The organism is Brevibacterium sp. 'Marine' (assembly GCF_012844365.1).
Taxonomy (GTDB): Bacteria; Actinomycetota; Actinomycetes; order Actinomycetales; family Brevibacteriaceae; genus Brevibacterium.
The window spans coordinates 1,337,257-1,359,169 of record NZ_CP051626.1 but is presented as its reverse complement, the minus strand read 5'-3'; the positions used below and the strand labels follow the sequence as shown (position 1 = coordinate 1,359,169).

Genomic DNA, 21,913 nt, shown 5'->3' with positions numbered 1-21,913 from the left:
CGGGTGGTAGTGGTCCAAGAACCGCACAGCGAACGCGAACACCAAAAACAATGTCATGCGCACCCCACAAGGGCGCATTCTCTCATCACAACTAGAAAAGATTACTCACAGAAACACTCTCTCGCACACACCAACCCCACTTGGAATGGTTGGTGAGTGATCGGTGTATTAGTACCAGTCAACTCCACACATTGCTGTGCTTCCATACCCGGCCTATCAACCCCATCATCTATAGGACACCTCCCCTGACAAAAGTCAGTTGGAAATCTCATCTCGGAGCCGGCTTCCCGCTTAGATGCTTTCAGCGGTTATCCATCCCGAACGTAGCCAACCAGCCATGCTCCTGGCGGAACAACTGGCACACCAGAGGTTCGTCCGTCCCGGTCCTCTCGTACTAAGGACAGACCTCCACAAATTTCCTACGCACGCAGCGGATAGGGACCGAACTGTCTCACGACGTTCTAAACCCAGCTCGCGTACCGCTTTAATGGGCGAACAGCCCAACCCTTGGGACCGACTCCAGCCCCAGGATGCGACGAGCCGACATCGAGGTGCCAAACCATGCCGTCGATATGGACTCTTGGGCAAGATCAGCCTGTTATCCCCGAGGTACCTTTTATCCGTTGAGCGACCACGCTTCCACAAGCCATGGCCGGGTCACTAGTCCCAGCTTTCGCTCCTGCTCGACACGTCCGTCTCACAGTCAAGCTCCCTTGTGCACTTACACTCGACACCTGATTGCCAACCAGGCTGAGGGAACCTTTGGGCGCCTCCGTTACTCTTTAGGAGGCAACCGCCCCAGTTAAACTACCCATCAGGCACTGTCCCTGAACCCGATCAGGGTCCGAAGTTAAGGAATCCACTATGGTCAGAGTGGTATTTCACCGATCGACTCCACCCCAACTAGCGTCAGGGCTTCACAGTCTTCCACCTATCCTACACAAACCACACCAACAGAATCCCAATACCAAACTATAGTGAAGGTCTCGGGGTCTTTCCGTCCTGCTGCGCGTAACGAGCATCTTTACTCGTAATGCAATTTCGCCGAGTTCGTGGTTGAGACAGCAGAGAAGTCGTTACGCCATTCGTGCAGGTCGGAACTTACCCGACAAGGAATTTCGCTACCTTAGGATGGTTATAGTTACCACCGCCGTTTACTGGGGCTTAAATTCTCCGCTTCACCCTTACGGGTTAACAGGTCCTCTTAACCTTCCAGCACCGGGCAGGCGTCAGTCCGTATACATCGACTTACATCTTCGCACGGACCTGTGTTTTTAATAAACAGTCGCTTCTCTCTGGCCTCTGCGACCACCACCAGCACATCCCCAAGCAAGTTGGGTTCACCGGGATGGTCCCCCTTCTCCCGAAGTTACGGGGGCATTTTGCCGAGTTCCTTAACCACGATTCTCTCGATCACCTTAGTATTCTCTACTCGACCACCTGTGTCGGTTATAGGGTACGGGCAACACACACCCTCACGTCGATGCTTTTCTCGGCAGCAGAGGATCACCAGATCACCCCACCAATGTGGGGCGCCCATCAGCTCTCACACACTTGTGGGGACGGATTTACCTACCCCCACGTGCTACAACCTTAGACCGTGACTACCATCGCACGGCCTGGCTACCTTTCTGCGTCACACCTCACGCTTACCGACTCCACACTCAGGTCCCACCCGCAACCCCAACATCAAGTCCGAAGACTCAAAGGAGGAATTGGATGGTTAGTCTCATGTGTTTTGGTACTGTCGGTTGTGTGTCGGTACCAGAATATCAACTGGTTGTCCATCGACTACGCCTGTCGGCCTCGCCTTAGGTCCCGACTTACCCAGGGCGGATTAGCCTAGCCCTGGAACCCTTGGTCATCCGGTGGACGGGTTTCTCACCCGTCTTTCGCTACTCATGCCTGCATTCTCACTCGAATCGCCTCCACCACTCGTTCACACGGCGACTTCACCGGCAACTCGACGCTCCCCTACCCAACACCACACCATTACGGCGTCCGTGGTGCTGCCACAACTTCGGCGGTGTACTTAGCCCCGCTACATTATCGGCGCTCAATCACTTGACCAGTGAGCTATTACGCACTCTTTCAAGGATGGCTGCTTCTAAGCCAACCTCCTGGTTGTCTTCGCAACTGAACATCCTTTCCCACTGAGCACACGCTTAGGGGCCTTAGTTGATGGTCTGGGCTGTTTCCCTCTCGACAATGAAGCTTATCCCCCACTGTCTCACTGCCACGCTGAACCTTGACTGGCATTCGGAGTTTAGTTGACGTCAGTAACCCGGTAGGGCCCATCAGCCATCCAGTAGCTCTACCTCCAGCAAGAACCACGCAACGCTGCACCTAAATGCATTTCGGGGAGAACCAGCTATCACAGAGTTTGATTGGCCTTTCACCCCTAACCACAGGTCATCCCCTCCATTTTCAACTGAAGTGGGTGCGGGCCTCCACGCGCTCTTACACACGCTTCACCCTGCCCATGGCTAGATCACTCCGCTTCGGGTCTAGGACACGCGACTCAATTCGCCCTATTCGGACTCGCTTTCGCTACGGCTACCCCACACGGGTTAACCTCGCCACGCACCGCTAACTCGCAGGCTCATTCTTCAAAAGGCACGCCATCACAGTCATCAAGATACTGCTCTGACGGATTGTAAGCACATGGTTTCAGGTACTCTTTCACTCCCCTCCCGGGGTACTTTTCACCATTCCCTCACGGTACTCATTCCGCTATCGGTCATCAGGAAGTATTTAGCCTTACCAGGTGGTCCTGGCAGATTCACACGAAATTCCACGAGTTCCGTGCTACTCGGGCAACGCACACACCACGACAGGTCAATGTTTCGTCTACGGGACTCTCACCCACTCCGGTCCTGTTTCCCACCAGGTTCGACTACACCAACCACGCTCGCGGACCAGTCATGCTGAACCGGACCATGCACACCCCACAACACCCTGACAGCAACACCAGCACGCTTGACACTGACAAGGTTTAGGCTCATCCAGTTTCGCTCGCCACTACTCCCGGAATCATTGTTATTTTCTCTTCCTGCGGGTACTGAGATGTTTCACTTCCCCGCGTTCCCTCCACATGCCCTATATATTCAGACACGGGTCACCACCCTCACGAGTGGCGGGGTTTCCCCATTCGGAGACCCTCGGATCAACGCCTGTTTATCGGCTCCCCGAGGCTTATCGCAGATTTCCACGTCCTTCATCGGCTCCTGATGCCAAGGCATCCACCATGCGCTCTTACACACTCACCCAACCCCCTTTCAGGAATTGGCTTCGTGTGCGCGAAAAATTGTTTCATTCACCTTCACTAGATGATGACAAGAAAAATCACATTACATAAACAACACAAAAATTGTGTTGTTTGATGCTCGCGTCCACTATACGATTCTCAAACCACTACCAAACACCGGCCACCACACAACACCATTTCGCTGCTGTTTGGCCGTCGGGTTGGTCCTGTTGGTTGAAACCACACCCACACACACTGTGTGGGGTTTGTGATTCCAGGACCCAATAACGTGTTCGTCCTAGCCCACCCGATCACCACCGTCGTCATGGCACACAGGCCACACCACGCTGGAAGGTATGAGCGAAAGAAGTGATGTTCCACCCTTGAGCTCCCAACCAGATGACGCATTCGGTCACTGCGTTGGGGTTCTGATGTGTGCTCCTTAGAAAGGAGGTGATCCAGCCGCACCTTCCGGTACGGCTACCTTGTTACGACTTAGTCCCAATCACCAGTCCCACCTTAGACGGCCCCCTCCCACAAGGGGTTGGGACACCGGCTTCGGGTGTTACCGACTTTCGTGACTTGACGGGCGGTGTGTACAAGGCCCGGGAACGTATTCACCGCAGCGTTGCTGATCTGCGATTACTAGCGACTCCGACTTCACGTAGTCGAATTGCAGACTACGATCCGAACTGAGACTGGCTTTAAGGGATTCGCTCACCCTCACGGGTTCGCCTCTCTCTGTACCAGCCATTGTAGCATGCGTGAAGCCCAAGACATAAAGGGCATGATGATTTGACGTCATCCCCACCTTCCTCCGAGTTGACCCCGGCAGTCTCCTATGAGTTCCCACCATCACGTGCTGGCAACATAGAACGAGGGTTGCGCTCGTTGCGGGACTTAACCCAACATCTCACGACACGAGCTGACGACAACCATGCACCACCTGTACACCAGCTCCAAAGAGAAGAACTGTTTCCAGAACGGTCCAGTGTATGTCAAGCCTTGGTAAGGTTCTTCGCGTTGCATCGAATTAATCCGCATGCTCCGCCGCTTGTGCGGGCCCCCGTCAATTCCTTTGAGTTTTAGCCTTGCGACCGTACTCCCCAGGCGGGGCACTTAATGCGTTAGCTACGGCGCGGAGAACGTGGAATGTCCCCCACACCTAGTGCCCAACGTTTACGGCATGGACTACCAGGGTATCTAATCCTGTTCGCTCCCCATGCTTTCGCTCCTCAGTGTCAGTTACAGCCCAGAGTCCCGCCTTCGCCACCGGTGTTCCTCCTGATATCTGCGCATTTCACCGCTACACCAGGAATTCCAGACTCCCCTACTGCACTCTAGTCAGCCCGTACCCACTGCACGCGCAACGTTAAGCGTTGCGTTTCCACAGCAGACGTGACCAACCACCTACGAGCTCTTTACGCCCAATAATTCCGGACAACGCTCGTACCCTACGTATTACCGCGGCTGCTGGCACGTAGTTAGCCGGTACTTCTTCTGCAGGTACCGTCACCTTACGGCTTCTTCCCTGCTGAAAGCGGTTTACAACCCGAAGGCCGTCATCCCGCACGCTGCGTCGCTGCATCAGGGTTTCCCCCATTGTGCAATATTCCCCACTGCTGCCTCCCGTAGGAGTCTGGGCCGTGTCTCAGTCCCAGTGTGGCCGGTCGCCCTCTCAGGCCGGCTACCCGTCGTCGCCTTGGTAGGCCATTACCCCACCAACAAGCTGATAGGCCGCGAGCCCATCCCCGATCGAAAAACTTTCCACCAACCCTCATGCGAGGGATGGTCGTATCCGGTATTAGACCCAGTTTCCCAGGCTTATCCCGAAATCAGGGGCAGGTTACTCACGTGTTACTCACCCGTTCGCCACTCATCCACCAGGTGCAAGCACCCGGCTTCAGCGTTCGACTTGCATGTGTTAAGCACGCAGCCAGCGTTCGTCCTGAGCCAGGATCAAACTCTCCATAAAAAACTTTATGTAACGAATGAATCCCAGCAAGACAGCCAACCCCTCACGGGGTGAGAAGGTTGACCCATAAAATTACTGACCAAACACACCATCCACCCCACACAGCAGGAGGTTCGGCGAAGAACCACCCACCAGGGGCGAACCAATGTTTGGCCAGGTGATTGTCTTACCAGAAAATAAATTGTTCTGGCATCACAACTTGTTCAAACAAACACGCTATTGGATTCTCAAACCACAAACACACACCCATCACCACACCACACAAAAAGACAGTGTGTTCACTGGGGGTATCAGTTTCTGTTTGCACTTTTCGTCTTGCGACTCGCTGTGCCAGCGGATGTCTACTCTACATGGTTGTTTCGATCCGTGCAACTCGAAGTTCATCTTCGGTTTGCCCGTATCGGTCCCGATCAGAGCGACTGTTGCCGTTCCTTGCGGCCTGGCAACCTGCACAACAATACACACATCTGCGGTCGCCTGCAAAACCGCTCCGGCCATGCCCACTCCCCCGCCTGGAGGAACCCCGAGAATTCGGGCCAGAGTCTCGCCTGCACCCGCAGCAACGGAGACCTACGCCACGGGTTCGGCGAGTTCCGGAGAATCGTTGCGGACGTTTCCGACGGCTTTGCCGACCTTGTGTCGAGTGACGCTTGCGGGATCGACCTGATCGAGCGTCGCCGCCAGCAGTACCGGCACATCATTCGTCAGGACTCCAGGATCGATCCAGTCACTGATCTGGTCGCGCCCGAGGAATACGGGCATCCGATGGTGAACATCGCTGAGGTGGCCCGCGGATTCCATCGTCAGGATCGTCGTCGAGACCAACCAAGACTCATCCGGCTGCTTCCAGAACTCGAAGAGCCCGGCCATGAAGAGCGGGTCTTCGCCGGCGGCGGTCATCATCCATGGCTGCTTGCCGTCCTCGGTGTTCTCCCATTCGTAGTAGCCCGGGATCGGCAAGGCACAGCGACGACGTCGGATGGCCTGCCGGAACATCGGCTTCTCGAGCACTGTCTCGGATCGTGCGTTGAATGCCTTGAACCCGATCTTGGGATCTTTCGCCCACGCCGGAACCAGTCCCCAGGAGGCGGTTTCAAGACGGCGGTGCAGCTGCCCGTCCTCGTCGAGTCGTTCGACGACGATCGGCACGAATGATCCCGGGGGCACGTTGAAGCGCGGCGCGTATTCATAGGAGACGACATCCAACCGCAGCTCATCGGCGAGATCTGCCGGATCGAGAGACATATTGAGTCGACCGCACATGCGCCCATCTTCTCACTTCACTACACTGTCGACAATGGCGGCAGAAGAGAATACAGGCAAGGCGTTCGACCCGATCGAAGAGTCCCGTCGGCAATGGCTGGCCCACGGGTGGGACGACGCAGCCGACGGCATGACCACGGTGATCTCGGTGATGAGAATCCACCAGCTGTTCCTGGCCCGAGTCGACGCAGCTCTCAAGCCCTTCGCACTGACATTCTCGCGCTACGAAGTCCTCACGCTTCTGTCCTTCACCAGAGCCGGGACCCTGCCGATGTCGAAGATCTCTGCACGCCTGCAGGTGCACGCGACCTCGACGACGAACTCCGTCGACCGCCTCGAGAAAGCCGGGCTCGTCGCCAGGCGCAGCCACCCCGATGATCGCCGGACGACTCTCGTCGACCTCACTGATGCCGGTCGTGAGCTCGCCGCTCAGGCGACGAAGGCGCTCAACGCCGAGGTCTTCTCCTCCCCCGATTTCAATGGGATTGACCTCGACTCTCTGCTCCCCTATCTCGAAACACTGCGCTCTGGACTCGAAGCCGGCAGCTGAGCGGACCGACGGACGGGCCGCCTCGGCGAGGAATTAGTTGGATGTCCAAGTAATATGGACGTATCGTGGTGTCGATCACCGAATACGCGTCCGATTCTTGGAGGAATCATGTCCCGCAGTACAGCCGCTGCCCTACCTTTCGGTCTCACCGACGAACAGCAGACCGTCGCCGGGATGGTGCGCGAGTTCGCCGATACCGAAGTCGCCCCACATGCCCTCGAATGGGACGCCGAGCACATCTTCCCCGTCGACGTCATCAGGAAGTCCGCCGAGCTCGGCATGGGCGGCATCTACGTCAGCGAAGAATCCGGCGGAACCGGAATGGGCCGGATGGATGCGGCGCTGATCTTCGAGGCGATGTCGACCGGATGCCCCTCCGTCGCCGCCTATATCTCCATCCACAATATGGTCGCGTGGATGATCGACAAGTTCGGCAACGACGAGCAGAAGGCCACATACCTCGAGAAGCTCGTCTCCATGGAGCACCTCGGCAGCTACTGCCTGACCGAACCCAACGCCGGCTCCGACGCGGCCGCCCTGCGCACCTCCGCCCGCGAGGACGGCGACCACTACGTGCTCAACGGAGTCAAGCAGTTCATCTCCGGCGCGGGCACCTCGGACACCTACCTCGTCATGGCTCGCACCGGCCAGGACGGAGCTCGCGGAATCTCCGCATTCATCCTCGAGAAGGGGATGGAGGGCCTGAGCTTCGGCCCCAATGAACAGAAGATGGGCTGGCGCGCCCAGCCGACCCGACAGGTGATCATGGAGAACGTGCGAGTTCCGAAGGAGAACATGCTCGGTGCACCCGGTCAGGGTTTCAAGATCGCGATGTCCGGGCTCGACGGCGGACGTCTCAACATCGGTGCCTGCTCGCTCGGCGGCGGGCAGGCAGCTCTGGAGAAGGCCATCGCCTATATGGGTGAGCGTCAGGCCTTCGGCACCGAGCTCGCCGGCTTCCAGGCTCTGCGCTTCGAGGTCGCGCAGATGCAGGCCGACCTCGAAGCTGCCCGCTCCCTGCTATGGCGGGCAGCAGGGGCCTACGATACAGGCGATCCGAACACCTCCCTGCTCTCGGCCATGGCCAAGCTCAAGGCCACCGACACCGGCTTCGACGTCGCGAACAGGGCACTCCAGTTGCACGGCGGCTACGGCTATCTGACAGAGTATGGAATTGAGAAGCTGGTGCGTGACCTGCGAGTCCACCAGATTCTGGAAGGCACCAACGAAATCATGCGCGTGATCATCTCGCGCAAGAGCACAGGAGTGGGCTGATATGACAGAACCTTCGGCAGAGCAGGCGGACGCCTCCGTCATCACCTCGGTATCCAACGGGGTCGGCCGAATCGAACTCAACAGACCGAAGCTGATCAATGCGCTCAGCCAGGACATGGTGGGCGCCATCGATGACGCCCTGAAAGCATGGCGCGACGATGATGCGGTCAAGCTCGTCCTCGTCACCGGTCGCGGCGAACGCGGACTGTGCGCGGGCGGCGACATCAAGGCCGTGTACAACGACATCGTGGCCGGCAGCGACGAGAATGCGAAGTTCTGGAATCGCGAATACAAGATGAACCATGCGATCTCCGAATTCCCCAAGCCCTACGTCGTGATCATGAACGGCATCACGATGGGCGGCGGGGTCGGCATCTCCGGACACGGATCACACCGCATCGTCACCGATTCGACGAAGGTCGGGATGCCGGAGACCGGAATCGGGCTCTTCCCCGACGTCGGCGGCACCCACCTGCTGGCCAACGGTCCCGGAGAGTTCGGAACGCACCTTGCGCTCACCGGACAGCCCGTCGGAGCCGGCACCGCGATCGGTCTCGGACTCGCCGACTATTTCGTCCCCGATGCGCAGATCCCCGATCTCATTGCCGACCTCACCGCCGGTGAGGATCTCGAGTCCGTCCTCGGCAAATATGTCGGAGAGGCACCTGCCGATGATCTCGCCGAGGAGGCCGACTGGATCAACGCCTGCTACGTCGGCGACGACGCCGAGGCCATCGTCGCGGCTCTCGCCGCGCACGAGAACCCCGATGCCCGGGCCACCGCGGAGCTCATCGGCACGAAGGCCCCCACCTCGGTGAAGGTGACCTTGGCCGCGATCCGCAATGCGGAGACGATGTCGCTGGCCGAGGTCCTCGAACAGGACTACCGCGTCGCCGTCACTCTCACCGGACTGCCGGACCTCAGGGAAGGCATCCGCGCACAGGTCATCGACAAGGACCGCAATCCGCAGTGGAACCCCGCATCACTTGCCGAGGTCAGCGACGAGCAGGTCCATTCCATCCTCACCACCGATCACGCAGATAAGGTGTTCTCATGAGCGAATTCGAAACCATCCTCACCGACGTCGCCGACGGCGTCGCCACGATCACGATCAACCGGCCGAAGGCGCTCAATGCGCTCAACCTGCAGGTGCTCACCGATATCACCGAGTCGGCCACAGGCTTCGACGCCGACGACTCGGTCAAGGCGATCATCATCACCGGCAGCGACAAGGCCTTCGCCGCCGGCGCCGACATCAAGGAGATGTCGAGCCTCGACTTCTCGACGGCATTCAAGGCCGATTGGTTCGCCGGTTGGACCCGGCTGACCGATGTCCGCAAGCCGGTCATCACCGCTGTCGGCGGCTACGCCCTCGGCGGCGGCTGCGAGCTGGCGATGATGGGCGACATCCTCATCGCCTCGACGAAGGCGAAGTTCGGTCAACCCGAGATCAACCTCGGAGTGCTGCCGGGCATGGGCGGATCGCAGCGCCTGACTCGCGCGATCGGGAAGGCGAAGTCCATGGACATGTGCCTGACCGGTCGGATGATGGGCGCCGAGGAGGCCGAACGCTCCGGTCTCGTCGCGCGCGTCGTCGAACCCGAGGAGCTGCTGACCACGGCCAACGAGATCGCGCAGACGATCGCGGCCAAGTCCCGAGTCGCCTCGGCAATGGTCAAGGAAGCGGTGAACACCGCCTTCGAGACCACCCTTGAGCAGGGGCTGCGCTACGAGCGTCGTCTCTTCCACTCTTCCCTGGCCACGAACGATCAGTCCGAGGGCATGGCCGCCTTCGTCGAGAAGCGGGACCCGAACTTCACGGATTCCTGATCCAGCTTCTTATCACTGCCGAAGGCGCAGACTCCCCCGAGAGTCTGCGCCTTCGTCGTCTGATCAGCCGAAATGCGGGCCAGGAGATGAAAGAGAATGTGTTCCGTCTCGCATTTAACAATCGTTCAGTTAGAGTGGGCGTATGCATTCATCTTCGCAAGGAGGCACCGTGACAAGTTTCACCGATCTGCGCTCCCAACTCCGTCTGCCCGTCGTCGGCTCCCCCATGTTCATCGCCTCGGGGCCCGAATTGGTCAAGGCCCAGTGCCAGGCCGGAATCGTCGGATCCTTCCCATCGCTGAACGCCCGTCCCGCCTCGCAGCTGACCGACTGGCTCGATGAGATCTCCGAGTCGAACGCCGCCCACACCGCGGCGAATCCGCAGCAGCCAGCCGCTCCGTTCGCAGTCAACCTCATCGTCCACCGGTCGAACAATCGCCTCGAAGAGGACCTCGCCGAGGTGGTCCGCCACCAAGTGCCGATCGTCATCACCTCCCTCGGTGCCCGTGAGGAGGTCAACGAAGCCGTCCACTCCTACGGCGGCGTCGTCCTCCACGACGTCATCAACAACCGCTTCGCCAACAAAGCCGTCGAGAAGGGCGCCGACGGCGTCATCGCCGTGGCCGCCGGTGCCGGCGGGCACGCCGGGGCGCAGTCGCCGTTCGCTCTGGTCCAGGAGATCCGCTCCTGGTTCGATGGTCCCCTGCTGCTGTCGGGCGCCATCGCCCACGGCCGTTCGATCCTCGCCGCTCTGGCCGCCGGTGCCGACTTCGCCTACGTCGGCTCGGCCTTCCTGTCCACGCCCGAGGCGAATGTCGTCGACGACTACCGTCAGATGATCGTCGAATCCGGCGCCGACGACGTCGTGTACTCGAACTACTTCACCGGGGTGAAGGGCAACTACCTGCGCGGGTCAATCGTCGCCTCGGGCCTCGACCCGGACAATCTGCCCGACGCCGATCCCACGAAGATGGACTTCAGCTCCTCTTCGGGATCGGATTCGAAGGCCTGGAAGGACATCTGGGGCTCGGGCCAGGGCATCGGCGCGCTCGGACAGCAGCGGAACACTGCCGAACTCGTCGAGACCTTTGCCGCACAGTTCGATGAGGCGAAGCAGCAGCTGCTCGCACAGCTGCACTGACCCGACCGAGCGCCTCAAAGACCACCTCACCCTCAATTGCTACTGTGAGTATTGATAGTGGCTGGTCTGGGACTGGCTGGCAGAGTAGGAACTGACCGTCCCATCGATCATCATGACTCTAATTGCTACTGACTCCAACGATGTCCTCGTCGGGATCTGTCTGATGATTGGTGGGCGGTCGGCACCGGCTCGGCCCACATCGATAACTTGATCAGAAGGTTGTCCGTTCCTGACCGAACGTGACTCATCACAGTGGTGTTTCGACGTGACTATCTCCCGGACCGGAGCCGACCGTTCGACGGTCGGACCTCATCCGTTCCGACACAGGAGAAGCACGAACCGTCATGACTATCATCTCGCATTTATACGCGTTTGTCGTTGGCGTCGACACCCACGCGAAGAACCACGTCTACAGTGTCCTCACCAAGTCTGGTGAGCACATCGATACTGCCACGTTCCCGACGACAAAAGCCGGCATCAAACGAGCCCTGACGTGGGCCGGGCGTCGTACCGGCGGGGACCTTGAGACCCTGTGGGTGATCGAGGGTATCGGCACGTACGGGGCGATCCTGGCCGATCATGTCGCCGAGGCCGGGTACACGGTCGCCGAGGCTGCCAGCATGAATGCTCGCGACCGGCATGCCACGGGCAAGGACGACCGGATCGATGCCCGACGGATCGCTGGCGCGGTCCTGTCGCTGGATGAGTCGCGGCTGCGGTTTCCCCGGCAGGCTGATGGGCCGCGTCAGGGACTGCGGATCCTGGTCAAGGCGCGGGAGTCCATGACTCGGGAGAAGACCCGGACGATCAATGCGCTCACTGCGCTGTTGCGTGGTCATGACCTCGGTGTCGATGCGCGTCGGAAATTGTCTGTCGTCACGATTCAGACGGTGGCGAAGTGGCGGATCAGGGACGAGTCTGTGGCACTGACCGAGGCTCGTCGGGAAGCCATCCGGTTAGCCAAACGTGTCGTCGAGCTCGATGCCGAAATCAAGGACTACGCCGCCCGGATCGAGGCCTTGGTCAAGGACAGTCCGGGGGCGGCGTTGCTGGCTGAGCCGGGGATCGGTCCGATCACTGCGGCTGTGTTCTACCTGGCGTGGTCGCATCATGGGCGGGTGCGTTCCGAGGCTGCGTTCGCGAAGTTGGCGGGGGTCTGTCCGATACCGGCGTCGTCGGGGAATGTGGTGAGGTTCCGGCTGAATCGCAGTGGTGATCGTCGGTTGAATTCTGCGTTGTACATGGTGGCAGTCACGCGGCTTTCTCACCATAAGAAGTCCCAGGCGTACATGGCTAGACGGCTGAGTGAGGGGAAGACGAAGAAGGAGACGATCCGGTGTATGAAGCGTAGTTTGGCCCGTTCGGTGTATCGGATTCTCGAGGCCACGAACCCGATCGGTCAAGCCGCTTGACCGACATAGAAGGATCCTGACGGCGGCTCAGCAACCTCGCGCGAGGTTGCTGAGCCGCCGTCAGGTAGCAATTGAGGTTTCGTTCAGATGGTCGAGATGATTCCGCGTTCGGTCAGGCGGGAGGCCAAGCCGGCGCCGTCGGGGGCATAGATCCACGGCACACCTTGGCCGCGACCGTGACGCTTCGACCGGCCGCCGGCCCACACCGCCTCACCGACGGTGAGCTGCCGGATCGCGACGGCGGCGACGTTCTTCGGATGGTTCTCGACGAACTCTCCGTAGATCTCCTCATCGTTCTGCCCGTCGTCTCCGATGAGCAGCCACTTCATCCACGGGAACTCCCTGGCCAGGCGTTCCAGCGAATTGCGTTTGTGCTCCTTGCCCGACCGGAACACCCGGGTCGTCGTCGGCCCCCAGTCGGTGAGCAGCAGCGGACCCATCGGGTAGAGGTTGCGGGAGAGGAAGCGCTTGAGCGTCAGCGCCGAATTCCATGCACCTGTCGACAGGTAGACCATCGGAGTGTCCGGCCGCATGAAGGTGATCCGGTCATAGAGCACGGCCATTCCCGCCACCGGGGACCTCGCATGCTCGCTGAGGACGAAGGTGTTCCACGCTGCGAGGAAGGGACGCGGCAGAGAGGTGACCATGACCGTGTCGTCGATATCGGAGATGATGCCGAAGGTCGAGTCCTCGCCGATGATGCGCACGGCCGCGGAATCGACGAGCGAACCGTCGGTCCACAGTTCGATCTCCGTCTCCCCCGGTTCGAAGTATCCGGGGATGACGGTGTCGATGATGCCTCCGCGATCGGAGGTGACCATATGCTCTTCGTCATTGACACGCACCCAGGCGGTGTCATTGGGCAGAGGCACGCTGACGAAGGACTTCCATCCACGGATGCTCGCGTGGACGTCGGCGGCCGGCTGTCCGTTCGGGGTGAGCACCAGGCGTCCTAGCACCCGCACCCAACCCGTCCCACCGTATGTGTCGTAGGCGATGACGGTGCGATGGTAGGCGTGATCGGTGGCCCGATTCTGGATCCAGCCGTTGAACCGATCCTCCACCCGCGCAGCGGTGTGGAGCATGTCCGGTGTGAGGTTGAGCGGTCCGTCCTCGGGTTTCTTCTTCGCCACGATCAGATGAAGCCGATCTTGTCATAGACATCGCGGAGTGTCGCCTCAGCGATGGCGCTGGCCTTCTCCGCCCCGCGGTCGAGGATCGTCTGCAGCTGCGCTCGGTCTTCGAGGAGTTCCACCGTACGCTCCCGCACCGGCGTCAGGGTCTCCACGGCCACCTCGGCGAGGTCGACCTTGAGGTGACCGTACATCTTCCCTGCATATTCGGCGACGATATCGTCGACAGGACGCGAGGTCAGGGATGAGTAGATCGTCAGCAGGTTCGACACTCCCGGCTTGTTCTCCGGGTCGAAGGCGATCTCGGTTCCGTCATCGGTCACCGCGGACTTGATCTTCTTCGTCAGTGCCTTCGCGTCGTCGAGGATGTCGATGCGGCCCTGCGGGCTGGGCTGGGACTTCGACATCTTCGCACCCGGATTCTGCAGGTCGTAGATCTTCGCGGTCGCCTTGAGGATCTGCGCCTCGGGGACGGTGAAGGTCTTGCCGAAACGATAGTTGAACCGTTCGGCGAGGTTGCGGGTCAGCTCGAGGTGCTGACGCTGGTCCTCACCGACGGGAACGAGCTGCGGGTTGTACAGCAGGATGTCAGCAGCCATCAGCGCCGGGTAGGTGAGCAGCCCCAGGGACACATGCTCCTGCTTCGCGGACTTGTCCTTGAACTGGGTCATCCGGCTCGCCTCACCCATCGAAGTGGTGCACTCGAGCACCCAGGACAGCTGCGGATGGGCAGGCACCTGGGACTGGACGAAGATCGTCGACTTCTCCGGATCGAGACCGGCGGCGATGAACTGCGCGGCCGTGCGCAGCGTGCGTTCCCGCAGCTCTGCCGGATCCTGCTCGACGGTGATCGCGTGCATATTCGCGATGAAGTAGAAGGCATCGTGCGACTCCTGGTGAGTCACGAACTGCTGCAGGGCTCCGATGTAGTTGCCGAGATGAAGGGAATCGGAGGTGGCTTGGATACCTGAGACAGTGCGCGGCTGTGAAGAGTTCGTCATAGTCCTATGATGCCATCTCACCTGCCGGGGACCGATCAGGCCTCCGGCCTGGTGTCGGGGATCATACTGACGTCCCGGGCAGCAGACTCGGGACCGGCCCGCAGGCTCCGTCGACGAGCAGATCTCGGGGAGCCGCCTCGGCGAAATCTGCCTGCGGGCCGACGAATACGGCCCGGTCAGGCCTTGACGGCCGGGAGGTCGTAGTCGATGACCAGCGGGGCGTGGTCCGACCAGCGTTCGGCCCAACTGTCGGCCTTGTCCACGGTGGCTGTGACCGCGACATCGGCGAGGGCAGGAGTGGCCATCTGGTAATCGATGCGCCACCCGGTGTCATTGTCGAAGGCCTGACCGCGCATCGACCACCAGGTATAGGGTCCGTCGACGTCGCCGCTGAGTGTGCGGTGGACGTCGACATATCCGATCTCACCGAAGAACCTGTCGAAGTAAGCGCGTTCCTCCGGCAGGAATCCTGACTTCTTCCGGTTGGCCTTCCAGTTCTTCAGATCACGCTCGGTGTGGCAGACATTGAGGTCGCCGGTGATGAGCACATGGTCCGCCGTCTCGGCCAGCTGCGGCATACGTTCGATCATCCGGTCGAGGAACCGGTACTTGTCGTCCTGTTTGGGAGTGTCGGCCTCACCCGAATGGACGTAGGCGGACACGAGGGTGAGAAGCGAACCGTCACCGAGGCGGAAGTCCGTCTCCACCCACCGTCCGGCCCGATCGAAGTACCCGTCATCGCCGAGTCCTTCACGCACCGACTCGGGTTCGCAGCGGGCCATCACGGCGACGCCGGCTCGGCCCTTGGCCTCGGCATCATGGCTGATCGTGGTGTAGCCCGTGTCGGCGAGGACGCTGTGCGCGATATCGTTCGCGGCGCGCACCTCCTGGAGGGTGATGAAGTCCGGTTTCGCGGCATCGACCCAGGTGGGCATCCCCTTTCGCCATGCTGCGCGGACTCCGTTGACGTTGACTGAAGCAATCCGAATCATGTGATCTATGATGACATGGAGCGCTCTATTCTTCCGGAACAGGGCGTTATAGAGTGAGGGTAAGCACGAACACATCAGGAGGCGCAATGGCCGTTGACGAAACTATCGATACCGAGCAGCTGAGCATCAGTCCGCTCGATGAGGTCGACGCCCGCGAGATGCGCGAATTCCTGCTCGATGCCCAGGCGAACTTCTGGGGAGACCGTGATCTCAGCGGTGACCACGACGCCTACTGGTTCCGGCAGTTCGTGACCTCAGGACTCGTCGCCCGCTATCGTTCGGAGATCGTCGGCTACCTGCTCGGCGTCATTCCCCATGACGGTCCCGCGTACATCCACCTGGTGGCAGCGCGTTCGGACTTCCGTCACCAGGGAATCGGCCGTCACCTCTACAAGCACTTCATCGACCATTCGCGTCAGCTCGGGGTCTCCTCCGTGCAGGCGACGACGATGCCGGAGTCGTCGGGTGCGATCTCCTTCCACTCCTCCATGGGCTTCAGCGGTGAGCTCATCGAGGACTATGCCGGCCCCGGCAACCCCCGCGTCTTCTTCGAACTCAAGTTCTCCGACGACTGATCACCCGGCAACGACCTCCCTGAACTAGACCTCCCAGAACTACCTGACGGCGGCCCAGCAACCTCGCGCGAGGTTGCTGGGCCGCCGTCAGGTAGTAATTGGGGTCAGGTGGTTGAGCGTTGGGCGGTGTCGACGACGTTCTTGAGCAGCAGGGCTCGGGTCATCGGACCGACGCCTCCCGGGTTCGGTGAGACCCAGGACGCCACCTCGGCGACCGCCGGATCCACGTCTCCGACGATCTTCGACTTCCCCGTCTCCGGGTCCGTCTCCCGCGAGACACCCACGTCGAGGACGATCGCGCCGGGCTTGACCGCCTCCGCCTTCACGATGCGAGCGGCACCGGCGGCCGCAACGATGACATCGGCCTGAGCCAGCAGCTCGTCGAGGTTGCGGGTGCCGGTGTGTGTCAGAGTCACCGTCGCATTGTGCTCACGTCGGGTCAGCAGCGACCCGATCGAACGGCCGACGGTGACCCCGCGGCCGATGACGACGACGTGCTTGCCGGCCAGTTCGATGCCGTTGCGGGAGATCAGTTCGATGACCCCGCGCGGAGTGCACGGCAGCGGGGTCGTGATCTCCGAGTTGACGTTGAGCATGAGACGTCCGAGGTTCGTCGGATGCAGTCCGTCGGCGTCCTTGGCCGGGTCGATCGCCTCGAGGATCGTGTCCGTATCGATGTGATCCGGCAGCGGCAGCTGCACGATGTAGCCGGTGCACTCGTCATTGCTGTTGAGTTCGTCGATGACAGCCAACAGCTCATCTTGGCTCACCGACTCCGGAAGGTCACGGCGGATCGACTGGATCCCGACCTCGGCGCAGTCACGGTGCTTGCCCGCGACGTACCACTTCGACCCGGGGTCTTCCCCCACCAGGACGGTGCCGAGGCCCGGGACGATCCCGGACTCGGCCAGGGTCGCCACCGCCTCGGTGAGTTCGTCCTTGATCTGCTTCGCGCAGGCTCTGCCGTCGAGAATCTGTGCGCTCATCAGTACTGCTCCAGTCCATCGTAGAGGGGGAAGTCGTCGCTGAGCTTCTTCACGCGGGCAGCCAGCGCTTCGACGTCGGCGCCGGGCTTGAGCGATTCGGCGATGACGTCGGCGACCTCGGTGAACTCCTTGTCCCCGAAACCGCGGGTGGCCAGTGCCGGGGTGCCGATGCGCAGGCCGGAGGTGACCATCGGCGGGCGCGGATCGAACGGCACGGCATTGCGGTTGACGGTGATGCCGACCGCGTGGAGAAGATCCTCGGCCTGCTGTCCGTCGAGGGCCGAGTTGCGCAGGTCGACGAGCACGAGGTGGACATCGGTGCCGCCGGTGAGCACGGTGGCCCCGGCTTCGGCGACATCGGAGGCCAGCAGACGGTCGGCCAGGATCTGAGCACCGCGGACGGTGCGTTCCTGACGTTCCTTGAACTCGGCGGAGGCGGCGAGCTTGAAGGCCACGGCCTTGGCAGCGACGACGTGCATGAGCGGTCCGCCCTGCTGGCCCGGGAAGACAGCGGAGTTGAGCTTCTTCGCGTACTCCTCCTTGCCGAGGATGAAACCGGAGCGAGGTCCGCCGATCGTCTTGTGCACTGTCGAGGACACGACATCGGCGAACGGCACGGGGTTCGGGTGCAGACCGGCGGCGACGAGCCCAGCGAAGTGGGCCATATCGACCCACAGCTTGGCATCGACTTCGTCGGCGATATCGCGGAAAGCCTGGAAGTCCAGCTGACGAGGGTAGGCCGACCAGCCGGCGACGATGACGTCGGGGCGGTGTTCGAGAGCCGTCTCGCGCACCTTGTCCATATCGATGCGATAGGTGTCGGGGTCGACCTCGTAGGAGGCGACGTCGTAGAGACGCCCGGAGAAGTTGATCTTCATGCCGTGGGTGAGGTGTCCGCCGTGGGCCAGGGACAGGCCGAGCATCTTGTCACCCGGACGGGCCAGAGCGTGCATGACTGCGGCGTTGGCCGAGGCACCGGAGTGGGGCTGGACGTTCGCGTAGTCGGCCCCGAAGAGGCTCTTGGCGCGGTCGATGGCGAGGTTCTCTGCCACGTCGACGTATTCGCAGCCGCCGTAGTAGCGCTTGCCGGGATAGCCCTCGGCGTACTTGTTCGTCAGCACCGACCCCTGTGCTTCCAGCACGGCGCGGGGGACGAAATTCTCCGAGGCGATCATCTCAAGCGTCGACCGCTGGCGGCCCAGCTCGAGATCGAGGACTTCGGCGATCTGCGGGTCGATGTCGGCAAGCGAGGCCTGCATCGAGTTTTCGGTCATGAGTACTCTCCTGTGGCATCCGATGATGGGAGCGAAGCAACGCGCATACTGCGGCCGTCACCCGGCACCAATGCTAACAGCGACATCGCCGGCTTCCGGGGCCGCGACCGCCATTCGGATGCCGACTCGGAGTGGGCGTTGAGCGCAGCCACCGATTAGGATCGAGACCATGAGCTGCGAATGGATCCTGAGAGTCACCTGCCCCGATTCGACCGGCATCGTCCATGCCGTGACCGGGGTGCTCGCAGGCCTCGGCGGCAACATCACCGAATCGCAGCAGTTCTCCTCCCCCGATTCGCGTCAGTTCTTCCTGCGCGTCCAATTCTCGACGCCGGCGGGGACCACCGCCCAGCCCGTGGAAGACGCCCTCGCCGAGGTGGCTCCCCGGTTCGCGATGACCGTGAGTCTGCAGCCGGTGGAGAAGAGGACCCGCACACTGATCATGGTGTCCAAGGCCGCGCACTGCCTCAACACTCTGCTGTTCCGGCATTCGGCCGGTCAGCTGCCGATCGACATCGTCGGCGTCGCCGGCAACCACGACGACCTGCGTCCGCTCGCGGAGTTCCACGGCCACGATTTCCACCATATTCCGATCACGCGGGACACGAAGGCCGATGCCGAGGCGAGGCTCTCGGCTCTCGTCGACGACCTCGATGTCGAACTCATCGTCTTGGCCCGGTACATGCAGATCCTCTCCCCCGACCTCTGCGACCGCCTCGAGGGTCGGGTCATCAACATCCACCATTCGTTCCTGCCCAGCTTCAAGGGCGCGAAGCCCTACCATCAGGCCCATGCCCGGGGTGTGAAGATCATCGGGGCGACCGCCCACTACGTCACGAGCGACCTCGACGAGGGTCCGATCATCGAACAGGATGTGGCCCGCGTCGATCACAATCAGGCGATCGCCGATTTCGTCCGGCACGGTCAGGACGTCGAAGCGGCCGTGCTCGCCCGGGCCGTTGCCTGGCATGCGGAGGGCCGGGTGCTCATGGACGGCCACCGCACCGTCGTCTTCGACTGAACCATCACCTCGCCGAGGCGACGCGCCCCTGACCGGGCCCGCCGCGGTGGGCGGATCGACCGATTCGGTCCACCTCGCCGAGGCGATCCGGCGTCGGGTGGGCCGCCTCGGTGATGGTCGGGGTTCGCCCCGTCGTTTGATGCGGTTCTGACACATCTTCGAAGTTTTCCGTGTGCCCGGACCTGAGGCTGGGTTAGCCTCGGAACATGAGAGAGACCCACCTCACACCGGAAGCCGAACTCCGTCGTCTGCCGATCCCCCGCGGACCGGTCAACCTGGCCCGGCAGGCTGTGCTGCGGCTGGCGAACGTCGGGCTCACCGCCGCCTACGGCGCCTACCGGGCACACCCCGCGATCTGGCGCTTCACTGCCCGCCATTACAACCCGCGGCTCGAACCTTTCGCGAAGCTCAATGCTTGGATGATCTGCCAGCAGGCCTCCCTCGATGTGCCGGCATACCAGGACTTTCTTGCGCGTTCCGGATTCGAGTTCCGGTGGTGGGATCTCGAGGCCTACACGCCGACGTCGAAGGACGAGTTCGTTCGCCGCTACAGCGAGGAACATCGCTGCTGGGACGGTCGGATCGACCGTGTCGGCACCGTCGTCGACGAATCCTCGGGTTCCTCGGGCACCCCATTCAACTGGATGCGGTCGAAGAAGGAGCTCGACACCGTCCATAAGAACGTCGCCGGCTACGTCACGATGCTCTTCGACCACACGGACCTGTTCTGCATCAACGCCTTCTCGATGGGGGCCTGGGCGACGGGGACGAATACGGGTCTGGCCATGGCCAAGGTGGCGATGGTGAAGAACACGGGCCCGGATCTCGAGAAGATCCTCGACACGATGCAGCATTTCGGACCGAATCACTCCTACCTCATCAGCGCCTATCCCCCGTTCCTCAAGCATCTCGTCGACCGGATGGACACCGAACCCGAGAGATGGGCCGACTTTCGGCTCAATGGGTTCGTCGGCGGAGAAGCGATGACGGAAGGTCTGCGCGACTACCTCGAGGCGCGTTTCGAGCGGGTCTATTCCGGGTACGGCGCCAGCGACCTGACGATCGGGATGGCCGGCGAATCCGACCTCTCCGTCGTCATCCGTCGGGCCTTGGCCCACGATCTCGACTTCCGTGCCGATGTGCTCGGCCCCGACGAGTCTCGCGTGCCGATGGTCTTCCAGTACAACCCGTTGGAGACCTATTTGGAGACCACCGACGACGGTGAACTGGTCGCCACGATCAACTCGGCGGCGGTGATGAGTCCACGGCTGCGTTACAACATCGGAGACGAGGCCACGCTCATCGACTTCCCGACCATGGTCGAGCTCACCCGTCGCCATCCGGATCTGGCGCGAGCGTGTTCGGCGGCGTTCGCCGGCAATGGGATGAAGCTGCCGTTCGTGCTGCTGTTCGGGCGCGCGGATTCGACGATCTCGTATATGGGCGCCAACATCTATCCCCTCGACATCGAGAACGGGCTCTACCGAGACAATCCCCGGGCCCACCTCATCGAGTCCTTCCGCATCGAACTGCGTGAGATCGCCGGGTACGAACAGCGCCCCGCCCTGCACATCCAGCTGCGGGAAGAGTCCCCGTTCATGGACGGGGCTGCGCGGCAGGACCTGGCTGAGACGATCCGGGCCGGGGTGCTCGGGCACCTCGCGTCGGTGTCGAGAGACTTCGCGCAGAGCCTGGAGGAGGACCCGACGACCGCGGAGATCCACGTCGAGGTCCACGATCACGCCACAGGCCCGTTCGAAACGGCGAACACGAAGATCAAGAACGTCTATGTCCAACGAACGCAGGAGGGTGACGATGCGATCGAATGATTTCTCCCTGGCCCCGCCGCAGGCCCGAGCCGAAGCGTTCTTCCTCGGCGCGAACCGCTACCGCAACCCGCTGGCGATGATGGGCCAGCTGCGGAGGTGGCCGCGGGTGGCCAAGGGGCTGAAGGCCTCAGCCGGCTACCTGTGGCATCGCAGCTACTTCGAGTTTCCAGACCGGATCGGACTGATGGTCGCCTTCGCCACCCGTGACGATCTTCTCGCCTATGCACGCACCCCCGAGCATCGGGAGATCATGAGGTGGCTGGTCGGCAGCGGCAAGGACTCACCGGCCCGAGGCGGCTTCATCCGGATCCTCACAGCCGACGAATGGGGATACACGAATGGTGAGTTCCGAGCCGAGGACGGTCGGCTGGGTATGATCGACGATTTCACGAAACTCAGTTCCGAATGA

At 61.4% G+C, this 21,913-nt stretch carries 16 protein-coding genes and 2 rRNA genes; 10 read left to right on the top strand and 8 right to left on the bottom strand.

Annotation, left to right across the window (positions count from 1 at the left end; all coding sequences use genetic code 11):
* Window positions 1–148 precede the first annotated feature (148 nt).
* The 3 genes from HF684_RS06000 to HF684_RS05990 form a co-directional block, all read right to left on the bottom strand.
* A 23S ribosomal RNA gene (locus HF684_RS06000) occupies window positions 149–3,269 on the bottom strand.
* A gap of 424 nt (window positions 3,270–3,693) precedes the next feature.
* A 16S ribosomal RNA gene (locus tag HF684_RS05995) occupies window positions 3,694–5,222 on the bottom strand.
* Together the 16S and 23S rRNA genes form the textbook arrangement of a ribosomal RNA operon.
* A gap of 570 nt (window positions 5,223–5,792) precedes the next feature.
* The gene (locus tag HF684_RS05990) at window positions 5,793–6,485 is read right to left on the bottom strand and encodes an SOS response-associated peptidase (RefSeq protein WP_169251755.1); all 693 of its coding nucleotides are present in this window, start codon (window positions 6,483–6,485) and stop codon (window positions 5,793–5,795) included.
* 34 nt (window positions 6,486–6,519) lie between these two features.
* On the opposite strand from HF684_RS05990, the gene HF684_RS05985 reads away from it, so the two are divergent.
* The 6 genes from HF684_RS05985 (at window position 6,520) to HF684_RS05960 (ending at window position 12,693) form a co-directional block, all read left to right on the top strand.
* Window positions 6,520–7,035: a MarR family transcriptional regulator gene (locus HF684_RS05985; protein WP_169251754.1), complete on the top strand. Its 516-nt coding sequence runs from the start codon at window positions 6,520–6,522 to the stop codon at window positions 7,033–7,035.
* 108 nt (window positions 7,036–7,143) lie between these two features.
* A complete protein-coding gene (locus HF684_RS05980; RefSeq protein WP_169251753.1) occupies window positions 7,144–8,310 on the top strand; it encodes an acyl-CoA dehydrogenase family protein in 1,167 nt (388 codons plus the stop codon).
* 1 nt (window position 8,311) lies between these two features.
* Window positions 8,312–9,367: an enoyl-CoA hydratase/isomerase family protein gene (locus HF684_RS05975; RefSeq protein WP_169251752.1), complete on the top strand. Its 1,056-nt coding sequence runs from the start codon at window positions 8,312–8,314 to the stop codon at window positions 9,365–9,367.
* On the top strand, window positions 9,364–10,140 hold the full coding sequence (locus HF684_RS05970) for an enoyl-CoA hydratase (protein WP_169251751.1): 777 nt from the start codon (window positions 9,364–9,366) through the stop codon (window positions 10,138–10,140). Before HF684_RS05975 ends, HF684_RS05970 begins: the two co-directional genes overlap by 4 nt.
* A gap of 169 nt (window positions 10,141–10,309) precedes the next feature.
* On the top strand, window positions 10,310–11,281 hold the full coding sequence (locus tag HF684_RS05965) for a nitronate monooxygenase family protein (protein WP_248279131.1): 972 nt from the start codon (window positions 10,310–10,312) through the stop codon (window positions 11,279–11,281).
* Between the two features lie 344 nt (window positions 11,282–11,625).
* On the top strand, window positions 11,626–12,693 hold the full coding sequence (locus HF684_RS05960; protein ID WP_169251415.1) for an IS110 family transposase: 1,068 nt from the start codon (window positions 11,626–11,628) through the stop codon (window positions 12,691–12,693).
* 83 nt (window positions 12,694–12,776) lie between these two features.
* On the opposite strand, the gene HF684_RS05955 is transcribed toward HF684_RS05960, so the two are convergent.
* From HF684_RS05955 to HF684_RS05945, 3 genes are all read right to left on the bottom strand, one after another.
* Window positions 12,777–13,826, bottom strand: coding sequence for a phosphatase domain-containing protein (locus tag HF684_RS05955; protein WP_169251749.1), 1,050 nt, complete (start codon window positions 13,824–13,826; stop codon window positions 12,777–12,779).
* Window positions 13,827–13,828: 2 nt separating this feature from the next.
* Window positions 13,829–14,827 carry a tryptophan--tRNA ligase gene (trpS, locus tag HF684_RS05950; protein ID WP_169251748.1) on the bottom strand — a complete coding sequence of 333 codons (999 nt, stop codon included), beginning with the start codon at window positions 14,825–14,827 and terminating at the stop codon, window positions 13,829–13,831.
* Window positions 14,828–15,003: 176 nt separating this feature from the next.
* Window positions 15,004–15,819 carry an exodeoxyribonuclease III gene (locus tag HF684_RS05945; protein ID WP_169251747.1) on the bottom strand — a complete coding sequence of 272 codons (816 nt, stop codon included), beginning with the start codon at window positions 15,817–15,819 and terminating at the stop codon, window positions 15,004–15,006.
* A gap of 86 nt (window positions 15,820–15,905) precedes the next feature.
* Here HF684_RS05945 and HF684_RS05940 point away from each other — a divergent pair, with 86 nt between their 5' ends.
* Window positions 15,906–16,394 carry a GNAT family N-acetyltransferase gene (locus tag HF684_RS05940; RefSeq protein ID WP_169251746.1) on the top strand — a complete coding sequence of 163 codons (489 nt, stop codon included), beginning with the start codon at window positions 15,906–15,908 and terminating at the stop codon, window positions 16,392–16,394.
* Between the two features lie 104 nt (window positions 16,395–16,498).
* Here HF684_RS05940 and HF684_RS05935 read toward each other — a convergent pair whose 3' ends face one another.
* Window positions 16,499–17,380 carry a bifunctional methylenetetrahydrofolate dehydrogenase/methenyltetrahydrofolate cyclohydrolase gene (locus tag HF684_RS05935; RefSeq protein WP_169251745.1) on the bottom strand — a complete coding sequence of 294 codons (882 nt, stop codon included), beginning with the start codon at window positions 17,378–17,380 and terminating at the stop codon, window positions 16,499–16,501.
* Complete coding sequence (gene glyA / locus HF684_RS05930) at window positions 17,380–18,654, bottom strand: serine hydroxymethyltransferase (RefSeq protein ID WP_211168075.1); 1,275 nt, start codon at window positions 18,652–18,654, stop codon at window positions 17,380–17,382. The genes HF684_RS05935 and glyA overlap by 1 nt, the downstream gene beginning before the upstream one ends.
* 169 nt (window positions 18,655–18,823) lie before the next feature.
* Here glyA and purU point away from each other — a divergent pair, with 169 nt between their 5' ends.
* From purU to HF684_RS05915, 3 genes are all read left to right on the top strand, one after another.
* Window positions 18,824–19,675, top strand: a complete 852-nt coding sequence (gene purU / locus HF684_RS05925) for a formyltetrahydrofolate deformylase (RefSeq protein WP_169251744.1) — start codon at window positions 18,824–18,826, stop codon at window positions 19,673–19,675.
* 206 nt (window positions 19,676–19,881) lie between these two features.
* The gene (locus HF684_RS05920; RefSeq protein ID WP_169251743.1) at window positions 19,882–21,504 is read left to right on the top strand and encodes a phenylacetate--CoA ligase family protein; all 1,623 of its coding nucleotides are present in this window, start codon (window positions 19,882–19,884) and stop codon (window positions 21,502–21,504) included.
* Window positions 21,491–21,913, top strand: a complete 423-nt coding sequence (locus tag HF684_RS05915; RefSeq protein ID WP_169251742.1) for a hypothetical protein — start codon at window positions 21,491–21,493, stop codon at window positions 21,911–21,913. The genes HF684_RS05920 and HF684_RS05915 overlap by 14 nt, the downstream gene beginning before the upstream one ends.

What these genes read in the sequence shown, in the direction of transcription:
- HF684_RS05990 (WP_169251755.1), bottom strand. Translation starts at nt 6,485, where the DNA reads ATGTGCGGTCGACTCAATATGTCTCTCGATCCGGCAGATCTCGCCGAT.
- HF684_RS05985 (WP_169251754.1), top strand. Translation starts at nt 6,520, where the DNA reads ATGGCGGCAGAAGAGAATACAGGCAAGGCGTTCGACCCGATCGAAGAG.
- HF684_RS05980 (WP_169251753.1), top strand. Translation starts at nt 7,144, where the DNA reads ATGTCCCGCAGTACAGCCGCTGCCCTACCTTTCGGTCTCACCGACGAA.
- HF684_RS05975 (WP_169251752.1), top strand. Translation starts at nt 8,312, where the DNA reads ATGACAGAACCTTCGGCAGAGCAGGCGGACGCCTCCGTCATCACCTCG.
- HF684_RS05970 (WP_169251751.1), top strand. Translation starts at nt 9,364, where the DNA reads ATGAGCGAATTCGAAACCATCCTCACCGACGTCGCCGACGGCGTCGCC.
- HF684_RS05960 (WP_169251415.1), top strand. Translation starts at nt 11,626, where the DNA reads ATGACTATCATCTCGCATTTATACGCGTTTGTCGTTGGCGTCGACACC.
- trpS (WP_169251748.1), bottom strand. Translation starts at nt 14,827, where the DNA reads ATGACGAACTCTTCACAGCCGCGCACTGTCTCAGGTATCCAAGCCACC.
- HF684_RS05945 (WP_169251747.1), bottom strand. Translation starts at nt 15,819, where the DNA reads ATGATTCGGATTGCTTCAGTCAACGTCAACGGAGTCCGCGCAGCATGG.
- HF684_RS05940 (WP_169251746.1), top strand. Translation starts at nt 15,906, where the DNA reads ATGGCCGTTGACGAAACTATCGATACCGAGCAGCTGAGCATCAGTCCG.
- HF684_RS05935 (WP_169251745.1), bottom strand. Translation starts at nt 17,380, where the DNA reads ATGAGCGCACAGATTCTCGACGGCAGAGCCTGCGCGAAGCAGATCAAG.
- glyA (WP_211168075.1), bottom strand. Translation starts at nt 18,654, where the DNA reads ATGACCGAAAACTCGATGCAGGCCTCGCTTGCCGACATCGACCCGCAG.
- purU (WP_169251744.1), top strand. Translation starts at nt 18,824, where the DNA reads ATGAGCTGCGAATGGATCCTGAGAGTCACCTGCCCCGATTCGACCGGC.
- HF684_RS05920 (WP_169251743.1), top strand. Translation starts at nt 19,882, where the DNA reads ATGAGAGAGACCCACCTCACACCGGAAGCCGAACTCCGTCGTCTGCCG.
- HF684_RS05915 (WP_169251742.1), top strand. Translation starts at nt 21,491, where the DNA reads ATGCGATCGAATGATTTCTCCCTGGCCCCGCCGCAGGCCCGAGCCGAA.